We start from the raw sequence: 22,025 nt of genomic DNA, 5'->3' as shown, positions 1-22,025 counted from the left end.
CAGGGCCTGATAGAACACCCGTCGGACTGTCGTTCGAGAGTCCATCGGATCATCAAATTGGGGGGAGCGCGGATGTCCCATCCGACGCCACACGCCCGGTTGTCCTGGACGGCGAATCCGCTGTCCAGGACGGCCATCCTGGCCATAGCCACCGCTGCCCTGGTCACCTGCGCGGGCCTGCCGGCGGCTCAGGCCGACGCACCGACGACCCAGCGCGTCGGCACCGTGCCGACCGCGCCGAGCGACGCCGTCAAGACCGGCGCCCCGGCGGACGACACCCCGGTGCAGCTGAGCGTGCACCTGAAGCCCCGCGACGAGGCCGGTGCCAAGGCGCTCGCCGCGGCGGTGACCGACAAGACCTCGCCGCTGTACCACCGCTTCCTGAAGACCGGTGAGTTCGCGCAGCGCTTCGGTGCCGACCAGGCCACCGTCGCCAAGGTCAAGCAGGCTCTGACGGCCCAGGGTCTGAAGCCGGGGGGCGTCGAGGACGACGGCCTGACCATCCCGGTCTCCACCACCGTCGCCCAGGCCAAGCAGGCCTTCGACGTGGACCTGGCCGGTTACCGGACGGCCGACGGCCGGACCGGATTCCTGAACACCACGGCCCCCTCGGTGCGTTCCGACGTGGCCGGGGCGATCACCGGCGTCGTCGGCTTCAACACGCTGGCCCAGGCGCACAGCAACCACGTGGTCGGGGCCACCGGCAAGCCCGGCCCGCTCACCGCTCCCGTGCCGAACGGCACCGGGATGCCCATGAACTACCCCGCGCTGTGCGCGGGCGCGACGTCGCAGTTCCCGGGCAAGGTCGACGCCCACGACTACTTCAGCCCCCACATGCTCGCCAGCGCCTACGGCCTGGAGCCGATGGCCGACGGGGGCGCCGGCACGACGGTCGCCGTCTTCGCGCTGGAGGAGTACTCCGACGCGGCGCTGAACACCTACCAGTCCTGCGTCGGCACCAACGCCTCGGTGCAGCGGGTCAAGGTCAACGCGGGTGTCCAGGCCGCGCCGACCGACACCGGCGTCGGCGTCGAGACGGCGCTGGACCTCGACACCGTCATCGGTCTCGCGCCCCGCGCGAACGTGCTGGTCTACCAGGGCCCGGACGCCGCGAAGGCCACCCAGGCGGACATCCAGAACACCTACCGCAAGATCGTCACGGACAACCTCGCCCAGGTGGTCACCACCAGCTGGGGCGTCTGCGACCAGGTGATGGCCACCAGCGACCTGCAGGCGGAGTCGGACATCTTCGTCCAGGCCGCGACGCAGGGCCAGACCGTGCTGGCGGCCTCCGGTGACGACGGCTCCAGCGGCTGCAACTACCTGAAGAACGCCGGCGCGCCGACGAACATCACCAACGCGCTGAGCACCTCCGACCCGGCCAGCCAGCCGTACGTCACCGGTGTCGGCGGCACCACCCTGCGCGACACCACCGGCACCATCTCCGAGTCGGTGTGGAACAGCCACGGCGGTGCGAGCGGCGGCGGCGTCTCCCGCTGGTCGCTCGGCAGCAACGGCTCGTACCAGGCCGGCTTCACCGGCCCCGGGTACACCACCACCAACTGCCAGGCCGCGGCCGGCACCGCCTGCCGCCAGGTCCCCGACGTGGCCGCCGACGCCGACCCGTCGACCGGCTACATGATCGCCACCGGTGCCAACACCTGGACGATCCTCGGCGGCACCAGCGCCTCCGCCCCGCTCTGGGCCGCCATCGTGGCGCACCAGAACGGCCCGGGCAGCTGCTCCGACCGGGTCGGCTTCATCGCCCCGGCGTTCTACTGGGCCGCGAAGAACGGCCTCAACCCGCTCCGGGACGTCACCTCCGGCAACAACGACATCGGCATCCAGGGCGGCCTGTACCAGGCCGGCTCCGGCTACGACATGGCCACCGGCATGGGCACCCCCGACGCCCGCAAGGTGATGGGCCTGCTCTGCCCGCCGGCCTCCGGCACCAACCGGACCATCGAGGTCGCCGAGAACGGCCAGCTGCACGAGGTCTACACCGACGGCACCGGCTGGCACGACGGCATCGTCCCCGGCGTCACCGGCGTCAGCGCGCTGAGCTTCACCTACAACTCCTCCGGAGCGCGGGTGATCGAGGCGATCGAGAACGGCCAGCTGCACGAGATCTACACCGACGCCACCGGCTGGCACGACGGCGTGATCCCGGGCCTGGACGGCATCACCGCGATGAGCTTCTCCTACAGCCCCTCGGGCGACCGCGTCATCGAGGCCATCAAGAACGGCCAGCTGCACGAGGTGTACAGCGCGCCGGACGGCTGGCACGACGGCGTGATCCCCGGTCTGGACGGCATCACCGCGCTCAGCTTCTCCTACAGCCCCTCCGGCGCCCGCGTCATCGAGGCCATCAAGGGCGGCGAGCTGCACGAGGTCTACAGCGCGGCCGACGGCTGGCACGACGGCGTGATCCCGGGCCTGGGCGGCATCACCGCGCTCAGCTTCAACTTCAACGGCAACGGTGACCGCGTCATCGCGGGCGTCAAGAACAACCAGCTGCACGAGGTCTACAGCGCCTCCGACGGCTGGCACGACGGCGTGATCCCCGGCGTCACGGGCATCACCGCCCTGTCGGCGAAGATCACCAAGGCCGGCGAGCGCGTCATCGAGGCGGTCGAGGACAACCAGGTGCACGAGGTGCACAGCGCCGGTGGCGTCTGGTACGACGCGGCGCTGCCCGTCAACAGCTACAACGCGACGGCCCTGTCGCTGGCGCTCCGCTAGGACACCGCCCGGCATCCGTGAAAGGGGCCTCCCGGGAGCTCGCACCGCGAGCTGCCGGGAGGCCCTCGGCGTTCCCGGTGCCGATCACCACGCCGCTACGGGTGCGGGCGGGTGCGCTGGGCCGGGAGGGCGGGGGCCTCGGTGCGGCGGGCGAGGTCCGCGAGGGTGTGGAAGAGGACGTCACCGAGCAGGACCGGGTCGCGTGAGGTGTCGGTCGCGTCCGGGCCGCCGGAGCCGGGGCCGGGGCGGGCGGTCGGGGGCGGCTGGGCACGGAGCTGGCGAGTGGGCATGGCTCTTCCTGCCGACGGGGTGGCCGTGGGCAGTCCTGCCCGCCGTACGGGGCCGGGACACCCCGGGCCGGGGCGGTTCGGCCGGAAACGGCGCACGAAGGGCCGGATCGGCCCCGCCCGGCGCCCGGCGCGGACCCTCGGCCGGTCCCCGACCGTGCCGGTGACCCGGCGGCGCCGATGGGCGAAGATGGACCGGTGACCGAACCCCGTACCGCTCCCCGCCTGATCGCCACCGACCTGGACGGCACCCTGCTCTGCTCCGGCGGCACCGTGACCGACCGCACCGCCGCGGCGCTGGCGGCGGCCGAGGCGGCCGGGGTGCAGGTGGTGTTCGTGACCGGGCGGCCGCCGCGCTGGATGCAGCAGGTGAGCCCGCACATCGGCGGCCACGGGGTGGCGATCTGCTCGAACGGCGGCGCGGTGGTGGACGTGCGGCGCGGGGAGCTGCTGGAGTCGTTCCCGCTGCCGGTGGAGACCACGCTGGCGGTGGTCGAGGTGCTGCGGGCCAAGCTGCCCGGGACGGCGTTCGCCTTCGAGTACCCGGACGGCTGGGCCCGCGAGCCCGACTACGTGGTGCCGATGTGGGGCGACGACCTGGAGCACGCGATCGGCCCGGCGGAGGAGCTGCTGGGGGCCGGCGGACCGGTCCGGGGCCTGTTCAAGCTGCTGGCCAAGCATCCGGAGCTCGACCCGGACACCTTCCTCACCGAGGCCCGGTCGGCCGCCGGGCACCTGGCGGAGATCACCCGCTCGGCGCCGATCCCGCTGCTGGAGATCAGCGCGCCCGGCGTCACCAAGGCCAGCACGCTGGCCCGCTGGTGCGCCGGGCACGGGATCGACCGCGGCGAGGTGGTGGCCTTCGGCGACATGCCGAACGACCTGGAGATGCTGGCCTGGGCCGGCACCGCGTACGCCGTCGCCAACGCCCACCCGCAGGTGCTGGCGGCGGTGCCGCTGCACACGGTGAGCAACGAGCAGGACGGCGTCGCGGCAGTCCTGGAGGAGCTGCTCGGCCTCGGCTGACCGGGCCGCTAGCTCCCCCGGCCGCAACTCCGACAGGTTGCGGCAACCGCCTTATCCGAAGCGGCCGTTGACGTAGTCCGAGGTCCGCTGGTCGCGCGGGCTGCCGAAGATCTGCTCGGTCGGCCCGGCCTCGACGATCCGGCCCGGGGTGTCGTGGGTGGCCAGGAAGAACGCGCAGCTCTGCGAGACACGCTGGGCCTGCTGCATGTTGTGGGTGACGATGACGATGGTGAGCCGCCCCCGCAGTTCGGCGATGGTCTCCTCGACCCGGCGGGTGGAGGTCGGGTCGAGCGCGGAGCACGGCTCGTCCATCAGCAGGATGTCCGGAGAGACGGCCAACGACCGTGCGATGCACAGGCGTTGCTGCTGGCCGCCGGAGAGCGCGCCGCCCGGGGTGTGCAGCCGGGTGGAGACCTCGTCCCAGAGCCCGGCCCGGCGCAGGCTGGTCTCCACGAGGTCCCGGCGCTCCTCCTTGGAGACCTTGATCCCGGCCAGCTTGAGCCCGCTGGCGACGTTGTCCTGGATGGACATCGCCGGGAAGGGGTTGGGCCGCTGGAACACCATGCCGATCCGGCGCCGCACCTCGGCGGGGCGCCGGCCGGGCCGGTAGACGTCGTCGCCGTCCAGCAGCACCTCGCCGGCGAGGGCGGCGCCGCGCACCATCTCGTGCATCCGGTTGAGGATCCGCAGGTAGGTGGACTTGCCGCAGCCGGACGGGCCGATCAGCGCGGTGACCCCGCCGGCCGGCATCGCCAGCGAGACCCGCTCCAGCACCTTGCGGGTGCCGAACCAGGCGGAGACGTCCCGGGTCTCCAGGCCGGCCAGCGACCCCCCGCCGGGGTGGCCCTGCGGGTGCCGCGGGTCGGCGTACGGGGCGGGGGCGACCGGGGGGAGGGTGATGGTGTCGGCGACGGGGTCGGCCGGCGAGGGGCCGGCCAGCGGGGCGTCGGCCGGCGGGGCAGAGCTCAGTGGTGCGTCGGTCATCGGTACGGTCCTCCGGGCGCGCGTCAGTAGAGGTTGGGCAGCAGGGCGGCGGCGTTCTCGTAGACCGCCCAGAGCAGCGCGCCGACCACCGGCGCGAGGCTCAGGTAGGCGGCCGAGCGCCGCCAGTACCGGGCCAGCACCAGCGCGCCGAGCACCGCGCCCAGCAGGGCGAGCGACCACAGCTGCAGGGTGGCCAGCGCGCCCTTGTCGGCGGCCAGCGCCTTGTCGTACGGGACGGTCGCGGGCCGGCCGCCGGGGTTCTGCTCGGGTTCGCCCTCCAGCCGGGCGCCGATCATGACGGTGGAGCCGGGGATCCAGTCGGAGTCCCCGGTGACCAGCACCATCCGGTTGCGGGCCGGGTCGGCGATCGGGTGGTCGCCGTCGCCGTACACGTTGACGGTGTAGGTGAACCTGCCCTGCCCGGTGGTGGCTTCGATCTTGTCGCCGACCCGCAGCTTGGACAGCTCGGCGAACGGGGCGCCGAAGGTGGCGCCGCGGCCGAAGACCACCGCGACGCCGCGCTGGCCGGGCAGCGCGGTGTCCCGGCGGTGGCCGGGGCCGCGCATCAGGTCCCGGCCGGTGGTGCCCTCGACCACGACGGCCTGGTGCAGGCCGATCGCCGGGATGTCCAGCAGCGCCACCGGGTCGCCGTCGGCGGCCGCGCCGGTCGGGGCGACGGCCCGGGCCAGCTGGTCCCGGAAGGTCTTGTAGGCGGTGGACTGGTAGTGCCGCTCCTGCACGTGCGAGAGCGTGAACAGGTAGCCGACGAAGCCCAGTACCAGCGCGGCCGCCAGGCTGACCGCCCAGGCGCCCTGGAGGAACCGCCGCCGCCCGGGCGGGACGGCGGGCCGGGCGGGCGCCGGCCCGTCGGCCGTGGGCTCCGGCGCGGCGGTCGGCGCCGGCCGCCCGGCCGGCTTCTCCAGCACCGGGGCGGTCACGAGGTGCCGCCCGAGCCGTTGCGGCGGCGCAGCAGGCGCCGCCCGAGCAGCGGCGGGACGAGCACCACGGCGAGCAGTTCGAGCGCGGTGAGGGTGGACAGCGTCCAGTCCTCGGGCTTGCCGCTGACCTCGACCACGTTGGCCGCCACCTCGGTGGCGGCGGCGCCGCGGCCGCGGGCGACCACCTGGCCGGTCTGCGGGTCGATCACGTCCCCGGCGCCGTCACCGGCGTCGCCGGCCGCGTTCGGGTCACCGGCACCGCCGGCGCCGGCCGCGTTCGGGTCGCCGCCGGCCGCGCCGTCGGCCCCACCGGTGCCGCCCGTGCCGGCACCGCCCGTGCCGCCGCCGTTCCCGGTGCCGCCGCCGGATCCGCCCGAGCCGCCGGTGCCGCCGGAACCGCCCGCCGCACCACCGGTGCCGCCGGACCCGCCCGAGCCACCGGCACCGCCGGAGCCCGCGCCGCTGCCGGAGCCGGCCGGCGTCGCCTTGCCGCCCTGCACCACGCAGTTGAGCGGGGCGCCCAGCTTGTCGCACTCGCTGGGCATCGGGGCGTTCTTGAGGACGGTCAGCTCGCCGGCCGCGTTGAAGGTCGGGTTGGCGCAGTTGGAGAGGGTGTTGGGGTCGACCGGGCTGGCGTTGCCGGGGATGGACTTGGTCTGCAGCAGTCCGCCGCGGACCAGGCCGCGCGGGATCGGCGAGTACCCGAGGTCGTCCGCCTTGCCCTGGCCCTCGCACAGCACGTAGGAGAGGAAGCGGCTGAGCGCGGAGCCCTTGTCGTTGTTGAAGCGCGGCGGCGGGGGCTGCGCCGCTCCGGCGCGCGGCACGATCAGGTAGCTGTAGCTGGAGATCGGGTACGCCCGCGGGTCGTTCATGCTGTAGACGCCGTCGAGGTTCTGCTGGAGGTAGTTCGGGTCGTCCGCCGGGGTGCCGTCGTCCACGCCGCGGATCCTGGCGGCGGTGAGCGCGACGGCGACGTTGGAGGCGGTCGGCAGCGAGTAGTAGCCGGCCGCGTTGAGCACCTTCACGACCGGCCAGTTGCTGCGCTTGGCGAAGGCGTACTCGTCGTAGCCGATGGTGCCCTGGTTGCCGGGGGACTTGATGTAGCCGGCCACCACGTCGGAGCCGTTCTGGGCGGTCATCCGGCCGGAGGGCGGGAAGAACTCGGTGTAGTCGCCGCAGCTGACGCCGTTGACCGACTTGCAGTAGGCGTCCCACTGGTCCTTGTGGGTGTGTTCCATCCAGCGGGTGAACTGCGCGGTGGCGCCGGAGCCGTCGGAGCGGATCACCGGGGTGATCTGCAGGTTGGGCAGGGCCTTGCCGTAGTCGGCGGTGATCTTCGGGTCGTTCCAGTTGGTGATCTTGTTGGTGAAGATGTCCACGATGGTCTGCGGGGACAGCCGCAGGTCGCGGACCTGCTTGCCGCCGACCACCAGGTTGTACATGAAGGTGGTGCCACCCGCGGTGATCGGGACGTAGGAGAAGCCGTAGACCGGGTTCTCCCGGTCGCCGCCGCCGTTCGCGTGGCCGTTCTGCCCGAGGCCGGTGTCCGGCGCGGAGCGGAACGGCACGTCGGAGGCGGTGAAGTCGTCCTGTCCGATCGACCACTGGGTGCGGCCGGCCGCCGAGCCGACCGGGTTGAAGTTGATCTGGATGCCCTGCGGCGACACGTCCTGCCGCCACTGGTCGATCGCGGGGCCGGCCCAGCTGGAGCCGTCCGCGCTCAGCGAGACGGAGGCCGCGTGGGCCGGGGTCTGCCCGAGCAGCAGGGAGGCCGTGGCGAGCGACAGGGACATCGTCCCCGCCAGCAGCCGGGCCATGGAGCGCCTTGCGGCCTCCCGGAACATGTGAACTCCTCTGGTACGGAGGGTGGTTGGACGGGACATCAGCGCTCGGCCCGCGGTGGGAGCGCGTACGGGCGGGCCACTCCGCCGGCGGCGGCCGCCCTCTGCCGGCGGGCCTCCCGGTCGAACCGGCGCCTCTGCGCCCGGGTCAGCTGCCCGGGCCTGCGGCCGCCGAGCACGCGCGCGGTGACGAAGAGGATCAGGACCACGCCCATCAGGGTCAGACCGGCCGCGAAGCCGCGCGCGATCATCCCGTCGTACGGCTGCTTGACGTAGTTCCAGATGTACAGCGGCAGCGAGACCTGGTGCCCGTCCACGGGGCTGCCGTTGAACTGCGAGGTGAAGCCGGAGGTCAGCAGCACCGGCGAGGTCTCGCCGACGCCGCGCGCCATGCCGAGCACCACCGCGGTCACCAGGCCGGGCCGGGCGGTGGGCAGCACCACGTTCCACACCGTGCGCCACTGGCTGCCGCCGAGCGCGTACGAGGCCTCGCGCAGCGTGCCGGGCACCAGCCGGATGACCACCTCGGCGGCCCGGGTGACGATCGGCATCATCATCACGGTGAGCGCGAGCGAGGCCGCGAGGCCGCTCTTCTCGAAGCCGAAGGTGATGATCACGACGCCGAGGATGAACAGGCCGGCCACGATGGACGGCAGCGCCGTCATCGCCTCGACCAGGGTGCGCACCGGGCGGGCCAGCCGGCCGCCGACCTCGGACATGAAGACGGCCGCCGCGATGCCCAGCGGAACGGCGAACAGGGTGGCCAGACCCAGCTGTTCGAGCGAGCCGACGATCGCGTTGAGGGCGCCGCCGGAGGTGAGCGGGTCGAGCGGGCCGGTGTGCTCCATCGACTCGGTGAAGAAGTTGAGGTGCTGGGCCGCCTCCCAGCCGCGGCTGCCGACGTAGCCGATCTGGTCGGCGATCAGCCCGACCACCAGCAGCCCGGAGCTCCAGGCGACCACGGCGATCAGCCGGTCGCGCACCATCATCGGGTTCCACTGGAGCCGGCCGAGCAGGTAGTAGCCGGCCAGGAAGAGCAGGTACCAGCAGATCAGGAAGCCGAAGGCGCCGCTGAACGGCAGCACCCGCTCGTACAGCACCCAGTCCAGCGCGAGCGAGCCGGTCGCGGCGCCCGCCACGGTGAGGACGTCGTCGCGGGTGACGCCGCCGATCCGGATCCTCTTCTCGGGCCGCGGCGGGTCGACCGCGGCGGGCGCGGGCGCACCGGCGGGCCCGGACGCCGCGACCGGCGGCAGGTCGAGCGTGGTCATCGGTTGGTCCCTTCACGGTTCGGTCGGCGGCTCGCCCGGGCGTCGTCGTGCTGACGGTCCGTCACGGTCAGTCCGCCGTCGCGGCGCCGGAGCGCGAGCGGTTGATGACGATCCCGGCCAGCACGTTGACCAGCAGGGTGAGCGCGAACAGCACCAGACCGGCGGCCATCAGCGCGGAGAGCGACAGCGCGTCCGACTCGCCGAAGCGCAGCGCGATCAGCGCGGAGATCGAGTTGGCGCCGTTCTCCAGGATGTGCGTGATGGCCTTGAAGTTCGGCGAGATGATCAGCGCGACGGCGATGGTCTCGCCCATCGCCCGGCCGAAACCCAGCATGACCGCGCCGATCACGCCGCCCTTGCCGAACGGCAGCACCACCGCGCGGACCATCCCCCAGCGGGTGGAGCCCAGCGCGTACGCGCCCTCCCGCTCGCCCTGCGGGGCCTGGGAGAAGACCTCCCGGCTGAGCGAGGTGACGATCGGGATGATCATCAGGGAGACCACCACGCCGGCGATGAAGGTCGAGGAGGTGTACGAGGTGCCGATGTCGCCGATGCGCACCTTGAGGAAGGGGATGGTGTCGCCCAGGTGGTTGGCCATCCAGCGGACGAAGCCGATGATCCGCGGCTGCAGGAAGAACAGGCCCCACAGGCCGTAGACGATGCTGGGGATCGCCGCCATCAGGTCGACGAGCGAGATCAGCGCGGCGCGCAGCCGCACCGGCGCGTACTCGGAGATGAAGATCGCGGTGCCGAGTGCCACCGGGACGGCGATGACCAGCGCGATCACCGCGATCAGCAGGCCGTTGGGCAGCACGGCGGCGATGCCGAAGTTGTGGGCGGCGGTCTGCCACTTCTGCTCGGTCAGGAAGGACCAGCCGACCGTGCGCAGCGCGTCGGTGCCGCGCAGGATCAGGAAGAAGGCGATCAGTCCCATGATCGCGAAGACCGAGAGGCCGGCCAGCCGCAGCACGCCGCGGAACACCCGGTCACCCGGGGTCGCGGGGGCGGTGACGGTGCGCGGGACGTCCTGGTCGGGCCCGTGGCCGGGTTGGCGTGGCGCCCCGGCGTACGGTGCCGCGGGCTGAGCGGCCGATGTCATGGTGTGCTCTCCGTGCTCGGGAACGGACGTGCTCGGGAACGGGCGTGCTCGGTGAGGGTCCGGGGCGCTGCCTCGGCGGGAGGGAAGCGCTCGGCGGGAGGGAAGCGCTCGGCGGGGCCGGAACGGACGGCCCCGCCGAGCGCGCTCCGCTACTTGCGGCGCAGCCGCGACCACTGGGTGCGGGCTCCGGCCAGCACCTTCGCGCCGGCCGGGGTGCCGCCCAGGAAGAGCGCGGCCGGTCCGCCGACCAGCAGCACCAGGCCCGCGATCAGCGCGATCGGCAGCAGCAGCCGGGCGGTGCCGGGCCGGTCGGGCACCGGGCTGCCGACCGGGGCCGCGGCGAGCGGGCCGCCGGAGGGAGCGGCGGAGGGGGCCGCGGTCGCGCCGGGCTTGCCGCCGGCCGCCGGGGTGCCGGGCGCCGCGGCGCCGCCGGCCGTACCCGTGCCGGTGGAGCCGGTGCCGGACAGGCCGCCGGACGAGCCACCGGACGAGCCACCGGAGGAACCGTCGGAGGAGCCGAGGCCGGTGCCGCCGGAGGCCGAGCCGCCGCCGCTGCCGGCGGTACCGGTGTCGGTGCCGGCGGTGTTCACCGGGCCGGTGCCGCCGGTCGTGCCGCCGGTGGCCGAGCCGCCGTTCCCGCTCTCCGGGGTGCCCGGGTCGGTGCCCGGGGCCGGGGGCGCGGTCTGGTTGCCGGGCAGCTTGCCGTCCTGGGCGGCGACGTGCTGGACCGCCTCCTGGGCCTGCTGCCGCTGGGCCCCGTTCAGGGCCAGGTAGCCCTGGGCGAGCTGGCCCGGCGCGAGGCCGTAGGTCTGGCCGTCGGTGGTCACCGTCCTGAGGAACTGCGCGATCGAGGCGGCCTTCGCGGCGGGCACCCCGCCGGTCGGCACCATCGCGTACTGGACGACGCTCAGCGGGTAGGCGCGCTGGTCCCGCGAGAACGCGGTGTCGGGCGTGCCGTACGGCAGCTGCTGGACCCCGGTGGCGGGGTCGGTCGGCATGTCGGCGACGGCGGCCTGGAAGCCGGCCGTGGAGGGCGACACGTAGGAGCCGGCCGGGTTGAGCAGCGCGGCCTCGGGCAGCGAGAACGCCTTGGCCTGGGCGGTGTCCATGATGGCGAGCATCGCGCGCTGGCCGACGGCCTGCACCGCGCAGGGCTTGTGGCCGTTGGTGACCGGGTCGATGTTCGGGTCCTGGCAGTTGGGCTGGCTCTGCATCAGGTTGCGGGCCACCCGCCCGATGCCGTCGAGGGAGGGGTTCCACTCGTACTGCTTCCAGTGCCGGAGGTCCACGGCCGTGCCGTCCCGGTCGGGCCCGGTGAAGTCCTGGGTCTGGAAGGCCTCAGAGGGGTAACCGGCGAACTTGGGCTTCAGGTAGAAGCTGTCGACGCGCATGCCCCACGGGTCGCGCTCACCGTCGAGGAAGCGGGCCGCGTCGGGATCGGCGGCCACCCAGGAGGTCACCAGGTAGGTGAAGTCGGTGGTGCCGCCGGGAACGCCGGGGTAGATCGTCAGGATCCCGCCGCAGCTCTTCGGCCAGTGGATCCCGTTGGCCGCGGTCTCCGGGTTGAGCTGCTGGAACTCGGGGTCGGTGAAGAGGCAGGTCGGGTTGCCGGCCACGGAGGGGATCGTGGAGCCCGGGGACGCGTAGGACTGGGTCAGCAGTTTGGCCAGGAGCCTGGCGTTCAGCCTCATGTCGCGAATCTGCCGGCCGGTCGCCGGGTCGTCGACCACGAACGCGACCGAGATCCCGGTCGTGGCGAGCGGGGCGTAGACGTACGGACGCGGGGGCGGGGAGCGGTCCGGCCGCGCCGTCAGCGCGACCTCGGTGCTGCCGCTGCCGCCCAGGAAGGCGGCGCGGGCCTGCGGCTCACCACCGGCCGGGACGTAGCCGACGGTCATCGGCGAGCTGCCCAGGCAGAGCCCGGCCCGCCACTGCTGCATGGCCCGGTTGGCCAGCTCCAGTCCGGCCGCGCCGAAGGCCTGGTCGCTGGCCGCGCAGGAGTCCGCCGTGGGGGCGAAGCTGAGCGGGACCACGGTCCGGTGCTTCCAGGCGCACTGCTCGCTGGTCCGGTTGCCGGTCTTCCAGTTCTGGAAGGCGGGGCCGGGCTTCATGATCCCGTCGGCGGCGGTGTAGCCGTCCGGATCGTCGTCCAGGTCGTGGAACTCGCAGTCGGCCCCGCCGTTCTGGACCTGGAAGAGGTCCAGCGGGTCGCCGCCGTAGTTCGGCTCGACCACCAGGGAGCACGGGTGGGTCGCGTCGCAGCCCAGCGTGGCGCTCTCCTTGGCGCTCCACACCTCGATCGAGGCGGTGCCCGAGCCGTCCGGCCCGGTCGCGGCGATCACCTGGTTGGTGGGCCACTCCGGCGTCTCCAGGTGCGTCGGACGGGGCGGCTGCTCGAAGCCCTTCGCCGGGTCGCCGCCGTAGAGGGTGCTGCCGTAGCAGTCCGTCACCGCCGGGTCGGTGCCGCGGCACTGGTAGATCCGCACCGCGTAGAGGATGAAGTTCGACTCCTTGACCGCCACCTGGACGGGGGCCTTGGAGCCCAGCGAGACGGTCGGCGTGAAGCCGCTCCAGGAGACCTGGAGCACCTGGTTGGTCAGGTTGGCGGTCTGGGAGACCGACACGCTGCCCTCGGGACCGTACGTCTTGGTGGCCGGGATCCAGACCTTCGGGCCCTTCACCGTCATGGCCGAGTCGGCGTGTGCCTGCGGCACCGCGCCCAACCCGATCGGAACGACGGCGAGCGCCGCCACCACGGCCTTGACGAGCGCCAGCGCCGGTAGTCGGCGACGCCACCGCCCTCGGCCTCTCGGGTCGGGTACGCGGTTTCTCATGGCGGGGCCTCCGGGAGGTGCGGGCCGCCGAGGAGAGGCGGCGCGAGGGCGTCGATCGCGCTGGGGACGGACCATTCCGTGCGTACTATTCGGCCAGCCGGACATGGCGGGATCCGGTCGGCCAGATGTACGAGACCACAACGCGGCGACTCCGTACCGGAGTTGGGAAATCCGCAAGCGGCGGGCCCGCGCCGAGGCACGGGCCCGCCGGTCAACGGCTCGGTGCGGCGCGGTTCAGTGCGCCGGTTTCGGTGCGGCGCGGTTCAGTGCGCCGGGGTGCGGGACAGCGCCGGGGTTCAGTGCGCCGGGGTGTAGGAGAGCGCGAGCGAACCGACCTGCTGGCCGGCGGTGAAGAAGGTGGTGCCGAGCTTGGCGTCGAGGTACGTGGCGCCCTCGGCGTCCACCTGGAAGCTGGAGGAGTTCAGGTTCTGGGTGAGGCCGTTGCGGTTGATCACGTTGTCCCCGGCCGGGTCCAGGAGCGGGACGGGGGTGGTGGAGCCGTTCGGCACGGCGGTGAAGTAGCCGTTGGCGACCGAGAAGTCGAACTGCTTGAAGGTCACGCTCCTGCCCGTGGAGAGGTTCAGGAAGAGCAGCCCGCCGCCGAACTGCACGTCACCGTAGAAGGCCGGGATGTTCGCGGCGCCGCCGCTCACCGGAAGGGTCACGGTGAGCCCGGCGTTCGGGTCGAAGGTCGGGTTGGCGGGCTGGAGCGGGATGACCACGATGCCCTTGAGCGCGGCGGCCGACAGGAAGTTCACGTCGGTGGTGATCACGGCCTGGCCGGCGGCCGGCGCGGTGGCGGGGGTGTCCGCGACGGCCGCACCGCTCACGGCGGTCAGGGCGAGGACGACGGCGGCGCCGGTCGAGGCCAGGCGGGCGCTGATGCGGGTCATGCCGAACTCCTTGGGAGAGGGAGAGGGGTGATGGCCGGTCGTGCGGTTCGACGGAGCTCGGGAGGAGCTCATGCGCGGCTGACGCCGCCGCGGGCCCCCGTTCCGGCGCCCCACCGGGCCGGCGGCCGCGGGGACGAGGCCCCCGCGGCCGCCGGTGTGGTGCGGGTGGTTCAGGAGTGGGTGACGCTGCCGCAGGCGAAGGAGGACAGCGGCAGGAAGCCGAAGCTCTTGATGGTGGTGGCACCGTTGGCGCAGATCCAGCCACCGCGGCCGAAGATGGCGCGCAGGGTGGTGCCGTGGACGTCGGTCGCGGTCCACTCGGCGTCACGGAAGACGTTGTAGACCACGCGGGCGTACGGGGTGGCCGCGAACGCGGAGCTGATCGTCTTGTTCACGGTGTCGACCGGCGCGGTGCCGTCGACGGAGCGGATGGTCAGCGGGCCCTGGACGTCGGCGCCGCTGCCCTTGCCGAAGTAGACCTGGCCGATGTAGTGGGCCACGGAGTAGGGGACCAGCGCGTTGACGTCGGCCAGGGCCGGGTCGCTGCCCTGGTTCTCCTGGGTGCCGCTGGTGACGCAGGCGCCCGGGTTGACGGCGGTGCCGCCACCGATGGTGGTCAGGAAGAAGGAGCGGGTGCCGGAGCCGGTCTGCGGCAGGAACGGCTTGATCGTGGCGTTGGGGAGCGACGCGTTGATCTGGGTCCAGTTGGTGACCGTGCAGGTGTAGATGTCCTTCAGGTTCTGCGTGGTCAGGTTCGCCGGGGCGTTGCCGCCGGACGGGGCGGCCCAGGAGACGGCGTCCTTGGCCAGCGCGACGAAGTCGTCGGTGGTCGGGTCGGTCGGCTGCGGGGCGCGCGAGGAGCGGGCGAAGTCCACGGTGGCGCTGGTGTTGGCGTTCAGCGCGGTGATGCCGGCGCCGGAGCCGTTCGGGCGGGTGATCGGGGTGGCGCCCGACTTGGTGGTGATGGTGCCGGCCGGGATCGCGTCCCAGCTGTACAGGTGGGGGGCGCTCGGGTTGGTGACCGTCGCGTTGTAGTCGGCGGAGAGCTGGTTCAGCACGGCCTGGGTGGTGTCCGAGCCGACGCCCACGATGTCCTGGGAGTTCGGCAGGACGGCCGGGTCGGCGGTGGCGGTGCCCGCGAAGACGGTGGCGAGCGAGGTCGCCAGCGCGGCGGCGGCAAGCAGGTTGGCAGCGGTCTTACGCATGTTTCTCTTCCTCCGGTGGGAGAGACGTCCATCGCGTGAACCCGTACTCCGGTCGGGAGTCCGGGGCCGGTGACCGCGTCCGCTGCGGCCCGTCCGGCAGTGCAGATCCTGTCCGCCGGGCGGGTTCCGCCGGAAGGGAGGCCGAGCCCGGCCGGGGATTGTCGACTCATCGGTTCAGCGAGGTTTAGGCACTGGTCAGCGCGGACGCGACCGGGTCGGAACCGGGCCTCCGAACAGCGTCGACGTTCTTCTCCAGGAAGCTGCTCGGGGTGTTGCCGGAAACCTCGGCTTCACCGGAAACGCACGAACGAAGCAGCGTCCACGACGCATGGCCGGCGAACCACCGCACTACGGCGGCGAACCACGGCGCGGGGCACGACGAATCACGGCCGGGGACAACGGCTCGGGAGCGACGGCCCGGCAACGACGGTGACGGACTACAGCGGCCGGCGGCCGTCGCGCCCGGACCGGCGCGACTCCTGCCCCACCCACCGCAGTCCGGCCAGGAACCCCTCGATCCCCGCCTGGCACTGGTCGCGGCGCAGGTAGCCGCGGGCGCTGCGGGCGACCGGAACGGCGGAGGCCGCCCCCGGCCGGGTGCTTCGCACCGGCAGGTAGGCGGCCCAGACCCACTGGCGCCCCTCGGACTGCCCGATCGAGCAGCGGAGCGCGGCCCGCTCGATCAGCAACTCTCTCACCGCTTCCGAGAGTTCGTCCTCGCTGCGGTACGTCCGCGCGCCCACGCCGAGCGGCCGCCCGTTGGCGGCGCGCAGCGCCCAGCCGAGGCAGCGGTCGGCCGCCGGAACGATCAGCAGCCGCGGACCGCGCCGTTCAGCGGCCATCGGTGCGTCTCAACGGCGCGGCACGGTCGGGCAGTTCGCGCGGCTGCTGCTTGGACAGCAGCACCACGAACCGCCGGAAGGCGTTCTGACAGGTCGCGTACCGCTCGTACGCGCGACTGGACCGCACCTCGGGGAGCTCGCGCGACTCCGGGATGACCCAGACCCAGCCGATGCCGTCCCGGACGTGGGTGATGCGGGCGGTCAGCTCGACCGCCCCGGTCCGCAGGCCGTCGAAGCCGCGCTCGGCCTCCGCGGCCGTCTCGAACGCGGCCGGGGTGATCGCGACCACCCGGCCGTTGGGCGCCTTCAGTTGCCAGCGGTAGCGCCCGTCCGCGGCCCGTTCGGTGCGGAACCCCCCTCGACTTGCCCCTGCTGCGGTGTACCCGCGGCCGGCAGCTTCCACTGCCCCCTCCGTCCGGTCGCCCCTCCGGTTCCCCTCCGAGACGGAGCAAAGCTATGTGTGCACACGGAGCCGGTGAAAGCCCAGAACGTTCACAACTTGCGCTGTTGGTCGGGAAGTTCTCCCTCGTTTAACTTTCACTTGTTCTTGTCCGAAACCCTCCTCGGTCCTCCCCGGGCGGGTTCCGGACGGAAAGTGCCGAGATCAAAGCGCTGGTAAAGGAGGGAATCGCGACCGCGCTCAGAGCCGGGCCGTCCAGCGCACCGTGGTGCCCTTCCGGTAGGGCCCGCGCTCGTGCCAGGCGTCGCCGCCGAGCGCCTCGGCGCGGCGGGTCAGGTTGAGCAGTCCGCTGCGCCGGCCGCCCGCCGGGATGCCTACGCCGTCGTCGGTCACGGAGAGCAGCACGCCGGGCCGCCCGCTCCGGTCCAGCGACTCCGGGTCGCCGCCGACCGGCCGGCCGTCGTCGCCCAGGTGGACGGTCGCGTCGATCTCCACGCCGACCCGGGAGGCCCGGGCGTGGCGCGCCGTGTTGGAGAGCATCTCCCTGAGGGCGGCGAGGAGTTGACGTCCGGTCTGGTCGCCGACCAGGCTCTCCACCGGCCCGACGAAGCTCACCGAGGGTTTGAAGCCGAGCGCCGCCGCGGCCTGGCTGGCCTCCCGCAGCACCCGGGTGCGCAGGGTGTCGGGCGCGTCGCCGTGGTTGTCGTGCTGGAGGGCGTAGATGGTGGTGCGGACCTCCTGGATGGTGGCGTCCAGTTCGTCGACCGCCTTGCCGATGCCGGTCCTCACCTCGGGGACGACCGCCCGCCGGGCCGCGCTCTCCAGCATCATCCCGGTGGCGAACAGCCGCTGGATCACCAGGTCGTGGAGGTCGCGGGCGATCCGGTCGCGGTCCTGGAAGACGGCGAGGCGCTGCTGGTCGCGCTGGCCCTCGGCGAGCCGCAGGGCGAGCGCGGCCTGCGAGGCGAAGGTCTCGGCGAGCTGCTTCTCGCCGTCGGTGAACGGCAGCGCGCCGCACGGGCGCCAGACGCAGAGCCCGCCGAGCACCCGCCCGGCGGCGACCATCGGCACCGCCATGGACGGGCCGAAGCGGCGGGCCAGCCGCATCACCACGGTCGGGTCGCTGGACATGTCGTCGAGGTGGACGCTCTCCCCCTCCAGCAGCCGGGCCGCGAAGCTCTCCTTGGGCAGCAGCTCGCCGCGGACGAACTCGGCCACCTCGCCGGAGGCGTGGGCGACCCGCATCTGCCCGTCCCCCTCGCCCTCCGGGCCGGTCGGCAGCAGGATCATGCCGAGCGCGGCGTTCGCCAGCTCCCTCACCTGTTCGGCGGCGACGGTCAGCGCCGTCTCGGCCTGCTCGGCGGAGAGCAGCGCGGTGGTGACGGCGGCGGCGCCGGCGATCCAGCGTTCGCGGCGGCGGCCCTCCTCGTACAGCCGGGAGTTCTCGATCGCGACGCCGGCCGCCGCGGCGAGCGCGTGCACGACCTGCTCGTCCTCGGGGGTGAAGGCGCCGCCGCCCTTCTTCTCGGTGAGGTAGAGGTTGCCGAACACCTCCTCGCGGACCCGGATCGGCACGCCCAGGAAGGTGTTCATCTGCGGGTGGTGCGCCGGGAACCCGGAGGAGCGCGGGTCGGCGCCGAGGTCGGTCAGCCGCAGCGGTTCGGGGCGGTCGATGAGCACCCCGAGGATGCCCCGGCCGGCGGGCAGCTCGCCGATCCCGGCGGCGGTCCCGTCGTCCACGCCGACGTGGATGAAGTCGGCCAGTCCGGTGCCGCCGGGGGCGATCACGCCGAGCGCCGCGTAGCGGGCGTCGACCAGTTCGGCGGCGCCGGTGGCGATCCGGTGCAGGGTGGCGTGCAGGTCCAGGCCGGCCCCGATGGAGACCACCGCCTCCAGCAGCCGCTGCATCCGGTCGGTGACGGCGGCGGCCGACTGCAGGCGCTCGGCGACCTCGGTGACCAGGGTGTCCAGGCCGAGCGAGGCGATCTCGGGCACCCGGTGGGGTGTCTGCTCGGGAGCGGCCTCGGGCTCGGGCTCGGGAGCGGCCTCGGAGAGGTCCGGCGTGGGGTCCATGCAGAAAGCCTAGTTTGTACGGTTTTCAGATGAAGCTTGGCGCGACGGCCGCCACCGGCCCGGCCGCCGGCAGCCCGTCCGCCGCCAAGCCGTCCGCCTCCAGCAGCCCGTCCGCCTCCCGCTCCCGCCGCCACATGGCGTGCAGCCGCCCGTCCGGGTCGGCGACCAGCTCGGACCAGCGCCCCCGCTCCACCACCCGGCCGCCGTCCAGCACCAGCACCTCGTCCACCGTGGCGTCGCCCAGACCGGCCAGCCGGTGGGTGATCAGCACGGTGCTGCGGCCCGCGGTGGCGGCCAGCAGGTCGGCGGTGAGCGCGTCGGCCGTGGGCAGGTCGAGGTGTTCGGCGGGCTCGTCCAGGACCAGGACGGGGAAGTCCGCGAGCAGCGCCCGAGCGAGTGCGAGCCGTTGGCGCTGGCCGCCGGACAGCCGGGCGCCGTGCTCGCCGACCATGGTGTCCAGGCCGTCCGGCAGGCCCTCGGTCCAGTCCAGCAGCCGGGCGGCGGCGAGCGCGGCGCGCAGCTCGTCCTCCCCCGCTCCGGGCCGGGCCAGCCGCAGGTTCTCCCGCAGCGAGCTGTCGAAGACGTGGGCGTCCTGCGCGCAGAGCCCGATCACCCGGCGGACGTCCTCGCCCGCGAGCGCGCGACTGTCCACAGCCTGTGGACGACCGTCGGCGAAGGTGACGGTGCCCGCGCCCGGCTCCAGGAAGCGCAGCAGCGCCTGGGCGAGGGTGGTCTTGCCGGAGCCGGACGGGCCGACCACGGCGATCCGGCGGCCGGGCGCGAGGTCGAGGTCGACCCCGGCGAGCGCGTCCACCGCCTGTCCGGGGTACCGGACGGTCAGCCCGCGCACCGCGATCGGCAGCGGCTGCTCGGGCAGCTCGGCCGGGCCCTGAGGTTCCGCCACCGGGGCGGGGGCGTCGAGCACCTCGTCCAGCCGGGCCCGCGCGGCGCGGCCGCGCTGGCGGGCCTGGACGGCGAGCGGCATCCCGGTGACCGCTTCGAAGGCGGCCAGCGGGGTCAGCACCACCAGGGCCAGGCAGACCGGCGCCAGCGCCCCGGCGCGCACCCCCTGGACCCCGACGGCCGCCGCGGCCGCCACCGTCAGCCCGGTGAGCAGCGCGATCAGCCCGGTGCCGAGCGCCGTGGTGGCGGCCGAGCGGGCAGCCAGCCTGGTCAGCGCGGCGTCGGCGGTGCGGACGGCGGCCAGCCGGCCGGGCAGCGCGCCGGCCACGGTGAGTTCGGCGGTGCCGGTGAGGGCGTCCACCACGGCGGTGGCCAGGCGGCCGCGCGCCGGGGCCTGCCGCCGCTCGGCACCGGCCGACCAGCGGGCGGCCAGCGCGGGCACCAGGACGCCGGCGAGCAGCAGCCCGAGGCCGAGCACCGCCCCGGCGGCGGGCAGGAAGGCGGCCAGGGCCACCGTCGAGGCCAGCCCGACCAGGCCCGCGACGGCGGCGGGCAGCCGCCAGCGCAGGTAGTGGTCCTGGACCGCGTCCACGTCGGCGACCAGCCGGGAGAGCAGGTCACCGCGCCGGAAGGCGGGCAGCCCGGCCGGGGCGAGCTCGCTCAGCCGCCGGTAGACGGCGGCCCGCAGGGTGCCCAGGGTGCGCAGCACCGCGTCATGCGAGACCAGCCGTTCGGCGTAGCGGAAGACGCTGCGGCCGATGCCGAAGGCCCGTACCGAGGTGACGGCCATCATCAGGTAGAGCACCGGCGGCATCTCGGAGGCGCGGGAGATGAGGTAGCCGGAGGTGGCCATCAGCGCGACGGCGCAGCCGAGGGCGAGGGCGCCGAGCAGGACGGACAGGGCCAGCCGGGGCGTGGCGCCGGTCTCGGGTTCGGGCTCCTCGGGGACGGCGGGGGCGGGCGTCGGGCGGCCGCTGTGGGAGAGCGGGGTGAGCGGAGCGGTGGCCGGTACGGCGGTGGCCGGAAGAGCCGGGGCCCCGGCGAGCCGGACCCGGTGGTCCGCGACGGCCAGCAGCGCCGGCCGGTGCGCGACGATCAGCACGGTGCGCGCCGGGTCCTCGGCGAGCGCCCGGACGGCGTCCACGACGGCCGCCTCGGAGGCGCCGTCCAGGTTGGCGGTCGGCTCGTCCAGCAGCACCAGCGGCCGGTCGTCGGCGAGCAGCACCCGGGCGAGGGCGAGGCGCTGGCGCTGCCCGGCGGAGAGCCCGGCGCCGTCCTCGCCGAGCCCGGCGGCGAGGTCGGTGACGAAGTCGAGCGCGTGGGCGGCCCGCAGCGCCGTCCACAGCTGGGCGTCGGTGGCGCCGGGCCGGTAGAGCCGCAGGTTGTCGGCGACCGTCCCGGCGAACAGGTGCGGGTGCTGCGGCACCCAGGCGATCTGCCGCCGCCAGCTCTCCGGCTCCAGCTCGGCCAGCTCGTACGACCGGCCGTCGGCGGCGGTGATCCGGACGGTGCCGGCGCCGGGGGCGGTGAGGCCGAGCAGGACGGCCAGCAGGGTGGACTTGCCGGCGCCGCTGGGGCCGGTGAGCGCCGTGGTGGTGCCCGGGCGCAGGGTCAGCGCGGCGCCGTCCAGGGCGGGTTCGGTCCGTCCGGGGTGCCGGACGACCAGGCCCTCGGCGTCGATCCGCGCCCCGGCCAGGGCGGGGGCGGGGACGGTGCCGGCGGCGGGCAGCGGGGTCTCCAGCACCCGGAACAGCTCGTCGGCGGCGGTCAGTCCCTCGACGCTGGAGTGGTAGAGCGCGCCGACCTGGCGGATCGGGACGTACACCTCGGGGGCGAGGACCAGGATCAGCAGCCCGGTCTCCAGGTCGAGGGTGCCGTCCACCAGCCGGAAGCCGACGGTGACGGCGACCAGCGCGACCGAGAGGGTGGAGAGCAGTTCCAGGGTGAAGGAGGAGATGAAGGCGATCCGCAGGGTGCGCAGGGTGGCGCGGCGGTAGTCGGCGGTGATCCGGGCGATGGTGGCGGCCTGGGTGCGGGCCCGGTTGAACACCTTGAGGGTGGGCAGCCCGGCGACCACGTCGAGGAAGTGGTGCGAGAGCCGGGCCAGGGTGTTCCACTGCCGGTCCATCCGGGCCTGGGTGGCCAGCCCGATCAGCACCATGAACAGCGGGATCAGCGGCAGCGTGCCGGCGATGATCGCGGCCGAGGTGAAGTCGGCGCCGACGATCCGCAGCAGCACGATCACCGGCACGACCACGGCCAGCGCCAGCTGCGGCAGGTAGCGGGCGAAGTAGTCGTCCAGGGCGTCGACGCCGCGGGTGGCGAGGGTGGTGAGTTCGCCGGTGCGCCGGCCCGCCAGGTAGGCCGGGCCGAGCGCGGTGGCGTGGTCGAGCAGCCGGCGCCGCAGGACGGACTTCACCCGGGCGACGGACCGGTGCGCGGTGAGTTCGGTGAGCCAGCCGACCAGCCCGCGCCCGACGGCCGTCAGGGCGAGCAGCAGCAGCGGCGTGGTCAGTTCGCCGGGCGTCGCCCCGCGCTGGAAGGCGCGGACGACGATCTCGGCGAGCAGACTCGCCTGGGCGACCACCAGGGCCGCGCCGGCCGCGCCGAGGAGCACGGATCCGGCGAGGAAGACCCGGGTGGTGCGGGCGTACCCGAGGAGTCGGGGGTCGACCGGCTTCATCGCG

At 73.9% G+C, this 22,025-nt stretch carries 15 protein-coding genes; 2 read left to right on the top strand and 13 right to left on the bottom strand.

Features of this window, described 5'->3' with window-relative positions; genetic code table 11:
* Positions 1 to 72 precede the first annotated feature (72 nt).
* A complete protein-coding gene (locus IE332_RS02565) occupies positions 73 to 2,742 on the top strand; it encodes a S53 family peptidase (RefSeq protein ID WP_189913369.1) in 2,670 nt (889 codons plus the stop codon).
* A 95-nt stretch (positions 2,743 to 2,837) separates the two neighbouring features.
* Here IE332_RS02565 and IE332_RS02560 read toward each other — a convergent pair whose 3' ends face one another.
* Complete coding sequence (locus IE332_RS02560) at positions 2,838 to 3,032, bottom strand: hypothetical protein (RefSeq protein ID WP_189913368.1); 195 nt, start codon at positions 3,030 to 3,032, stop codon at positions 2,838 to 2,840.
* Between the two features lie 177 nt (positions 3,033 to 3,209).
* Between IE332_RS02560 and IE332_RS02555 the strand changes: the two genes are divergently transcribed.
* On the top strand, positions 3,210 to 4,055 hold the full coding sequence (locus IE332_RS02555) for an HAD family hydrolase (RefSeq protein WP_189913367.1): 846 nt from the start codon (positions 3,210 to 3,212) through the stop codon (positions 4,053 to 4,055).
* 51 nt (positions 4,056 to 4,106) lie between these two features.
* On the opposite strand, the gene IE332_RS02550 is transcribed toward IE332_RS02555, so the two are convergent.
* From IE332_RS02550 to cydD, 12 genes are all read right to left on the bottom strand, one after another.
* Positions 4,107 to 5,039 carry a phosphate ABC transporter ATP-binding protein gene (locus tag IE332_RS02550; protein WP_189913366.1) on the bottom strand — a complete coding sequence of 311 codons (933 nt, stop codon included), beginning with the start codon at positions 5,037 to 5,039 and terminating at the stop codon, positions 4,107 to 4,109.
* A 23-nt stretch (positions 5,040 to 5,062) separates the two neighbouring features.
* The gene (locus tag IE332_RS02545; RefSeq protein ID WP_189913365.1) at positions 5,063 to 5,977 is read right to left on the bottom strand and encodes a class E sortase; all 915 of its coding nucleotides are present in this window, start codon (positions 5,975 to 5,977) and stop codon (positions 5,063 to 5,065) included.
* Positions 5,974 to 7,821, bottom strand: coding sequence for a phosphate ABC transporter substrate-binding protein PstS (locus tag IE332_RS02540; RefSeq protein ID WP_229928232.1), 1,848 nt, complete (start codon positions 7,819 to 7,821; stop codon positions 5,974 to 5,976). The genes IE332_RS02545 and IE332_RS02540 overlap by 4 nt, the downstream gene beginning before the upstream one ends.
* Before the next feature lie 38 nt (positions 7,822 to 7,859).
* On the bottom strand, positions 7,860 to 9,089 hold the full coding sequence (gene pstA / locus IE332_RS02535; protein ID WP_189913364.1) for a phosphate ABC transporter permease PstA: 1,230 nt from the start codon (positions 9,087 to 9,089) through the stop codon (positions 7,860 to 7,862).
* Positions 9,090 to 9,156: 67 nt separating this feature from the next.
* Positions 9,157 to 10,188: a phosphate ABC transporter permease subunit PstC gene (gene pstC, locus IE332_RS02530; RefSeq protein WP_189913363.1), complete on the bottom strand. Its 1,032-nt coding sequence runs from the start codon at positions 10,186 to 10,188 to the stop codon at positions 9,157 to 9,159.
* Positions 10,189 to 10,337: 149 nt separating this feature from the next.
* Positions 10,338 to 13,022, bottom strand: a complete 2,685-nt coding sequence (locus tag IE332_RS02525) for a hypothetical protein (protein WP_189913362.1) — start codon at positions 13,020 to 13,022, stop codon at positions 10,338 to 10,340.
* Between the two features lie 296 nt (positions 13,023 to 13,318).
* Positions 13,319 to 13,915, bottom strand: coding sequence for a hypothetical protein (locus IE332_RS02520; RefSeq protein ID WP_189913361.1), 597 nt, complete (start codon positions 13,913 to 13,915; stop codon positions 13,319 to 13,321).
* Between the two features lie 170 nt (positions 13,916 to 14,085).
* Entirely contained in the window at positions 14,086 to 15,120 is a 1,035-nt protein-coding gene (locus tag IE332_RS02515) for a PstS family phosphate ABC transporter substrate-binding protein (protein WP_189913360.1), read from the bottom strand.
* Positions 15,121 to 15,557: 437 nt separating this feature from the next.
* The gene (locus IE332_RS02510; protein WP_189913359.1) at positions 15,558 to 15,962 is read right to left on the bottom strand and encodes a hypothetical protein; all 405 of its coding nucleotides are present in this window, start codon (positions 15,960 to 15,962) and stop codon (positions 15,558 to 15,560) included.
* Positions 15,952 to 16,365, bottom strand: coding sequence for a YegP family protein (locus IE332_RS02505; protein ID WP_189913358.1), 414 nt, complete (start codon positions 16,363 to 16,365; stop codon positions 15,952 to 15,954). The genes IE332_RS02510 and IE332_RS02505 overlap by 11 nt, the downstream gene beginning before the upstream one ends.
* Before the next feature lie 237 nt (positions 16,366 to 16,602).
* Positions 16,603 to 18,270 carry a sensor histidine kinase gene (locus IE332_RS02500; RefSeq protein WP_308437517.1) on the bottom strand — a complete coding sequence of 556 codons (1,668 nt, stop codon included), beginning with the start codon at positions 18,268 to 18,270 and terminating at the stop codon, positions 16,603 to 16,605.
* A gap of 190 nt (positions 18,271 to 18,460) precedes the next feature.
* Positions 18,461 to 22,021 carry a thiol reductant ABC exporter subunit CydD gene (gene cydD, locus IE332_RS02495; protein ID WP_189913356.1) on the bottom strand — a complete coding sequence of 1,187 codons (3,561 nt, stop codon included), beginning with the start codon at positions 22,019 to 22,021 and terminating at the stop codon, positions 18,461 to 18,463.
* Positions 22,022 to 22,025 lie beyond the last annotated feature (4 nt).

The sequence above is a fragment of the Kitasatospora xanthocidica genome (assembly GCF_014656195.1).
Lineage (GTDB): Bacteria > Actinomycetota > Actinomycetes > Streptomycetales > Streptomycetaceae > Kitasatospora > Kitasatospora xanthocidica.
Note: the sequence above shows the minus strand (reverse complement) of the source record. Positions and strands in the feature narration are given on the sequence as shown.

Bases quoted from the DNA above. Each gene is read 5' to 3' on its own strand.
- IE332_RS02525 (WP_189913362.1), bottom strand. From the start codon at position 13,022: ATGAGAAACCGCGTACCCGACCCGAGAGGCCGAGGGCGGTGGCGTCGC.
- IE332_RS02550 (WP_189913366.1), bottom strand. From the start codon at position 5,039: ATGACCGACGCACCACTGAGCTCTGCCCCGCCGGCCGACGCCCCGCTG.
- IE332_RS02565 (WP_189913369.1), top strand. From the start codon at position 73: ATGTCCCATCCGACGCCACACGCCCGGTTGTCCTGGACGGCGAATCCG.
- IE332_RS02555 (WP_189913367.1), top strand. From the start codon at position 3,210: ATGGGCGAAGATGGACCGGTGACCGAACCCCGTACCGCTCCCCGCCTG.
- IE332_RS02500 (WP_308437517.1), bottom strand. From the start codon at position 18,270: ATGCAGCGGCTGCTGGAGGCGGTGGTCTCCATCGGGGCCGGCCTGGAC.
- IE332_RS02560 (WP_189913368.1), bottom strand. From the start codon at position 3,032: ATGCCCACTCGCCAGCTCCGTGCCCAGCCGCCCCCGACCGCCCGCCCC.
- IE332_RS02540 (WP_229928232.1), bottom strand. From the start codon at position 7,821: ATGTTCCGGGAGGCCGCAAGGCGCTCCATGGCCCGGCTGCTGGCGGGG.
- IE332_RS02520 (WP_189913361.1), bottom strand. From the start codon at position 13,915: ATGACCCGCATCAGCGCCCGCCTGGCCTCGACCGGCGCCGCCGTCGTC.
- IE332_RS02515 (WP_189913360.1), bottom strand. From the start codon at position 15,120: ATGCGTAAGACCGCTGCCAACCTGCTTGCCGCCGCCGCGCTGGCGACC.
- IE332_RS02510 (WP_189913359.1), bottom strand. From the start codon at position 15,962: ATGGCCGCTGAACGGCGCGGTCCGCGGCTGCTGATCGTTCCGGCGGCC.
- cydD (WP_189913356.1), bottom strand. From the start codon at position 22,021: ATGAAGCCGGTCGACCCCCGACTCCTCGGGTACGCCCGCACCACCCGG.
- pstC (WP_189913363.1), bottom strand. From the start codon at position 10,188: ATGACATCGGCCGCTCAGCCCGCGGCACCGTACGCCGGGGCGCCACGC.
- pstA (WP_189913364.1), bottom strand. From the start codon at position 9,089: ATGACCACGCTCGACCTGCCGCCGGTCGCGGCGTCCGGGCCCGCCGGT.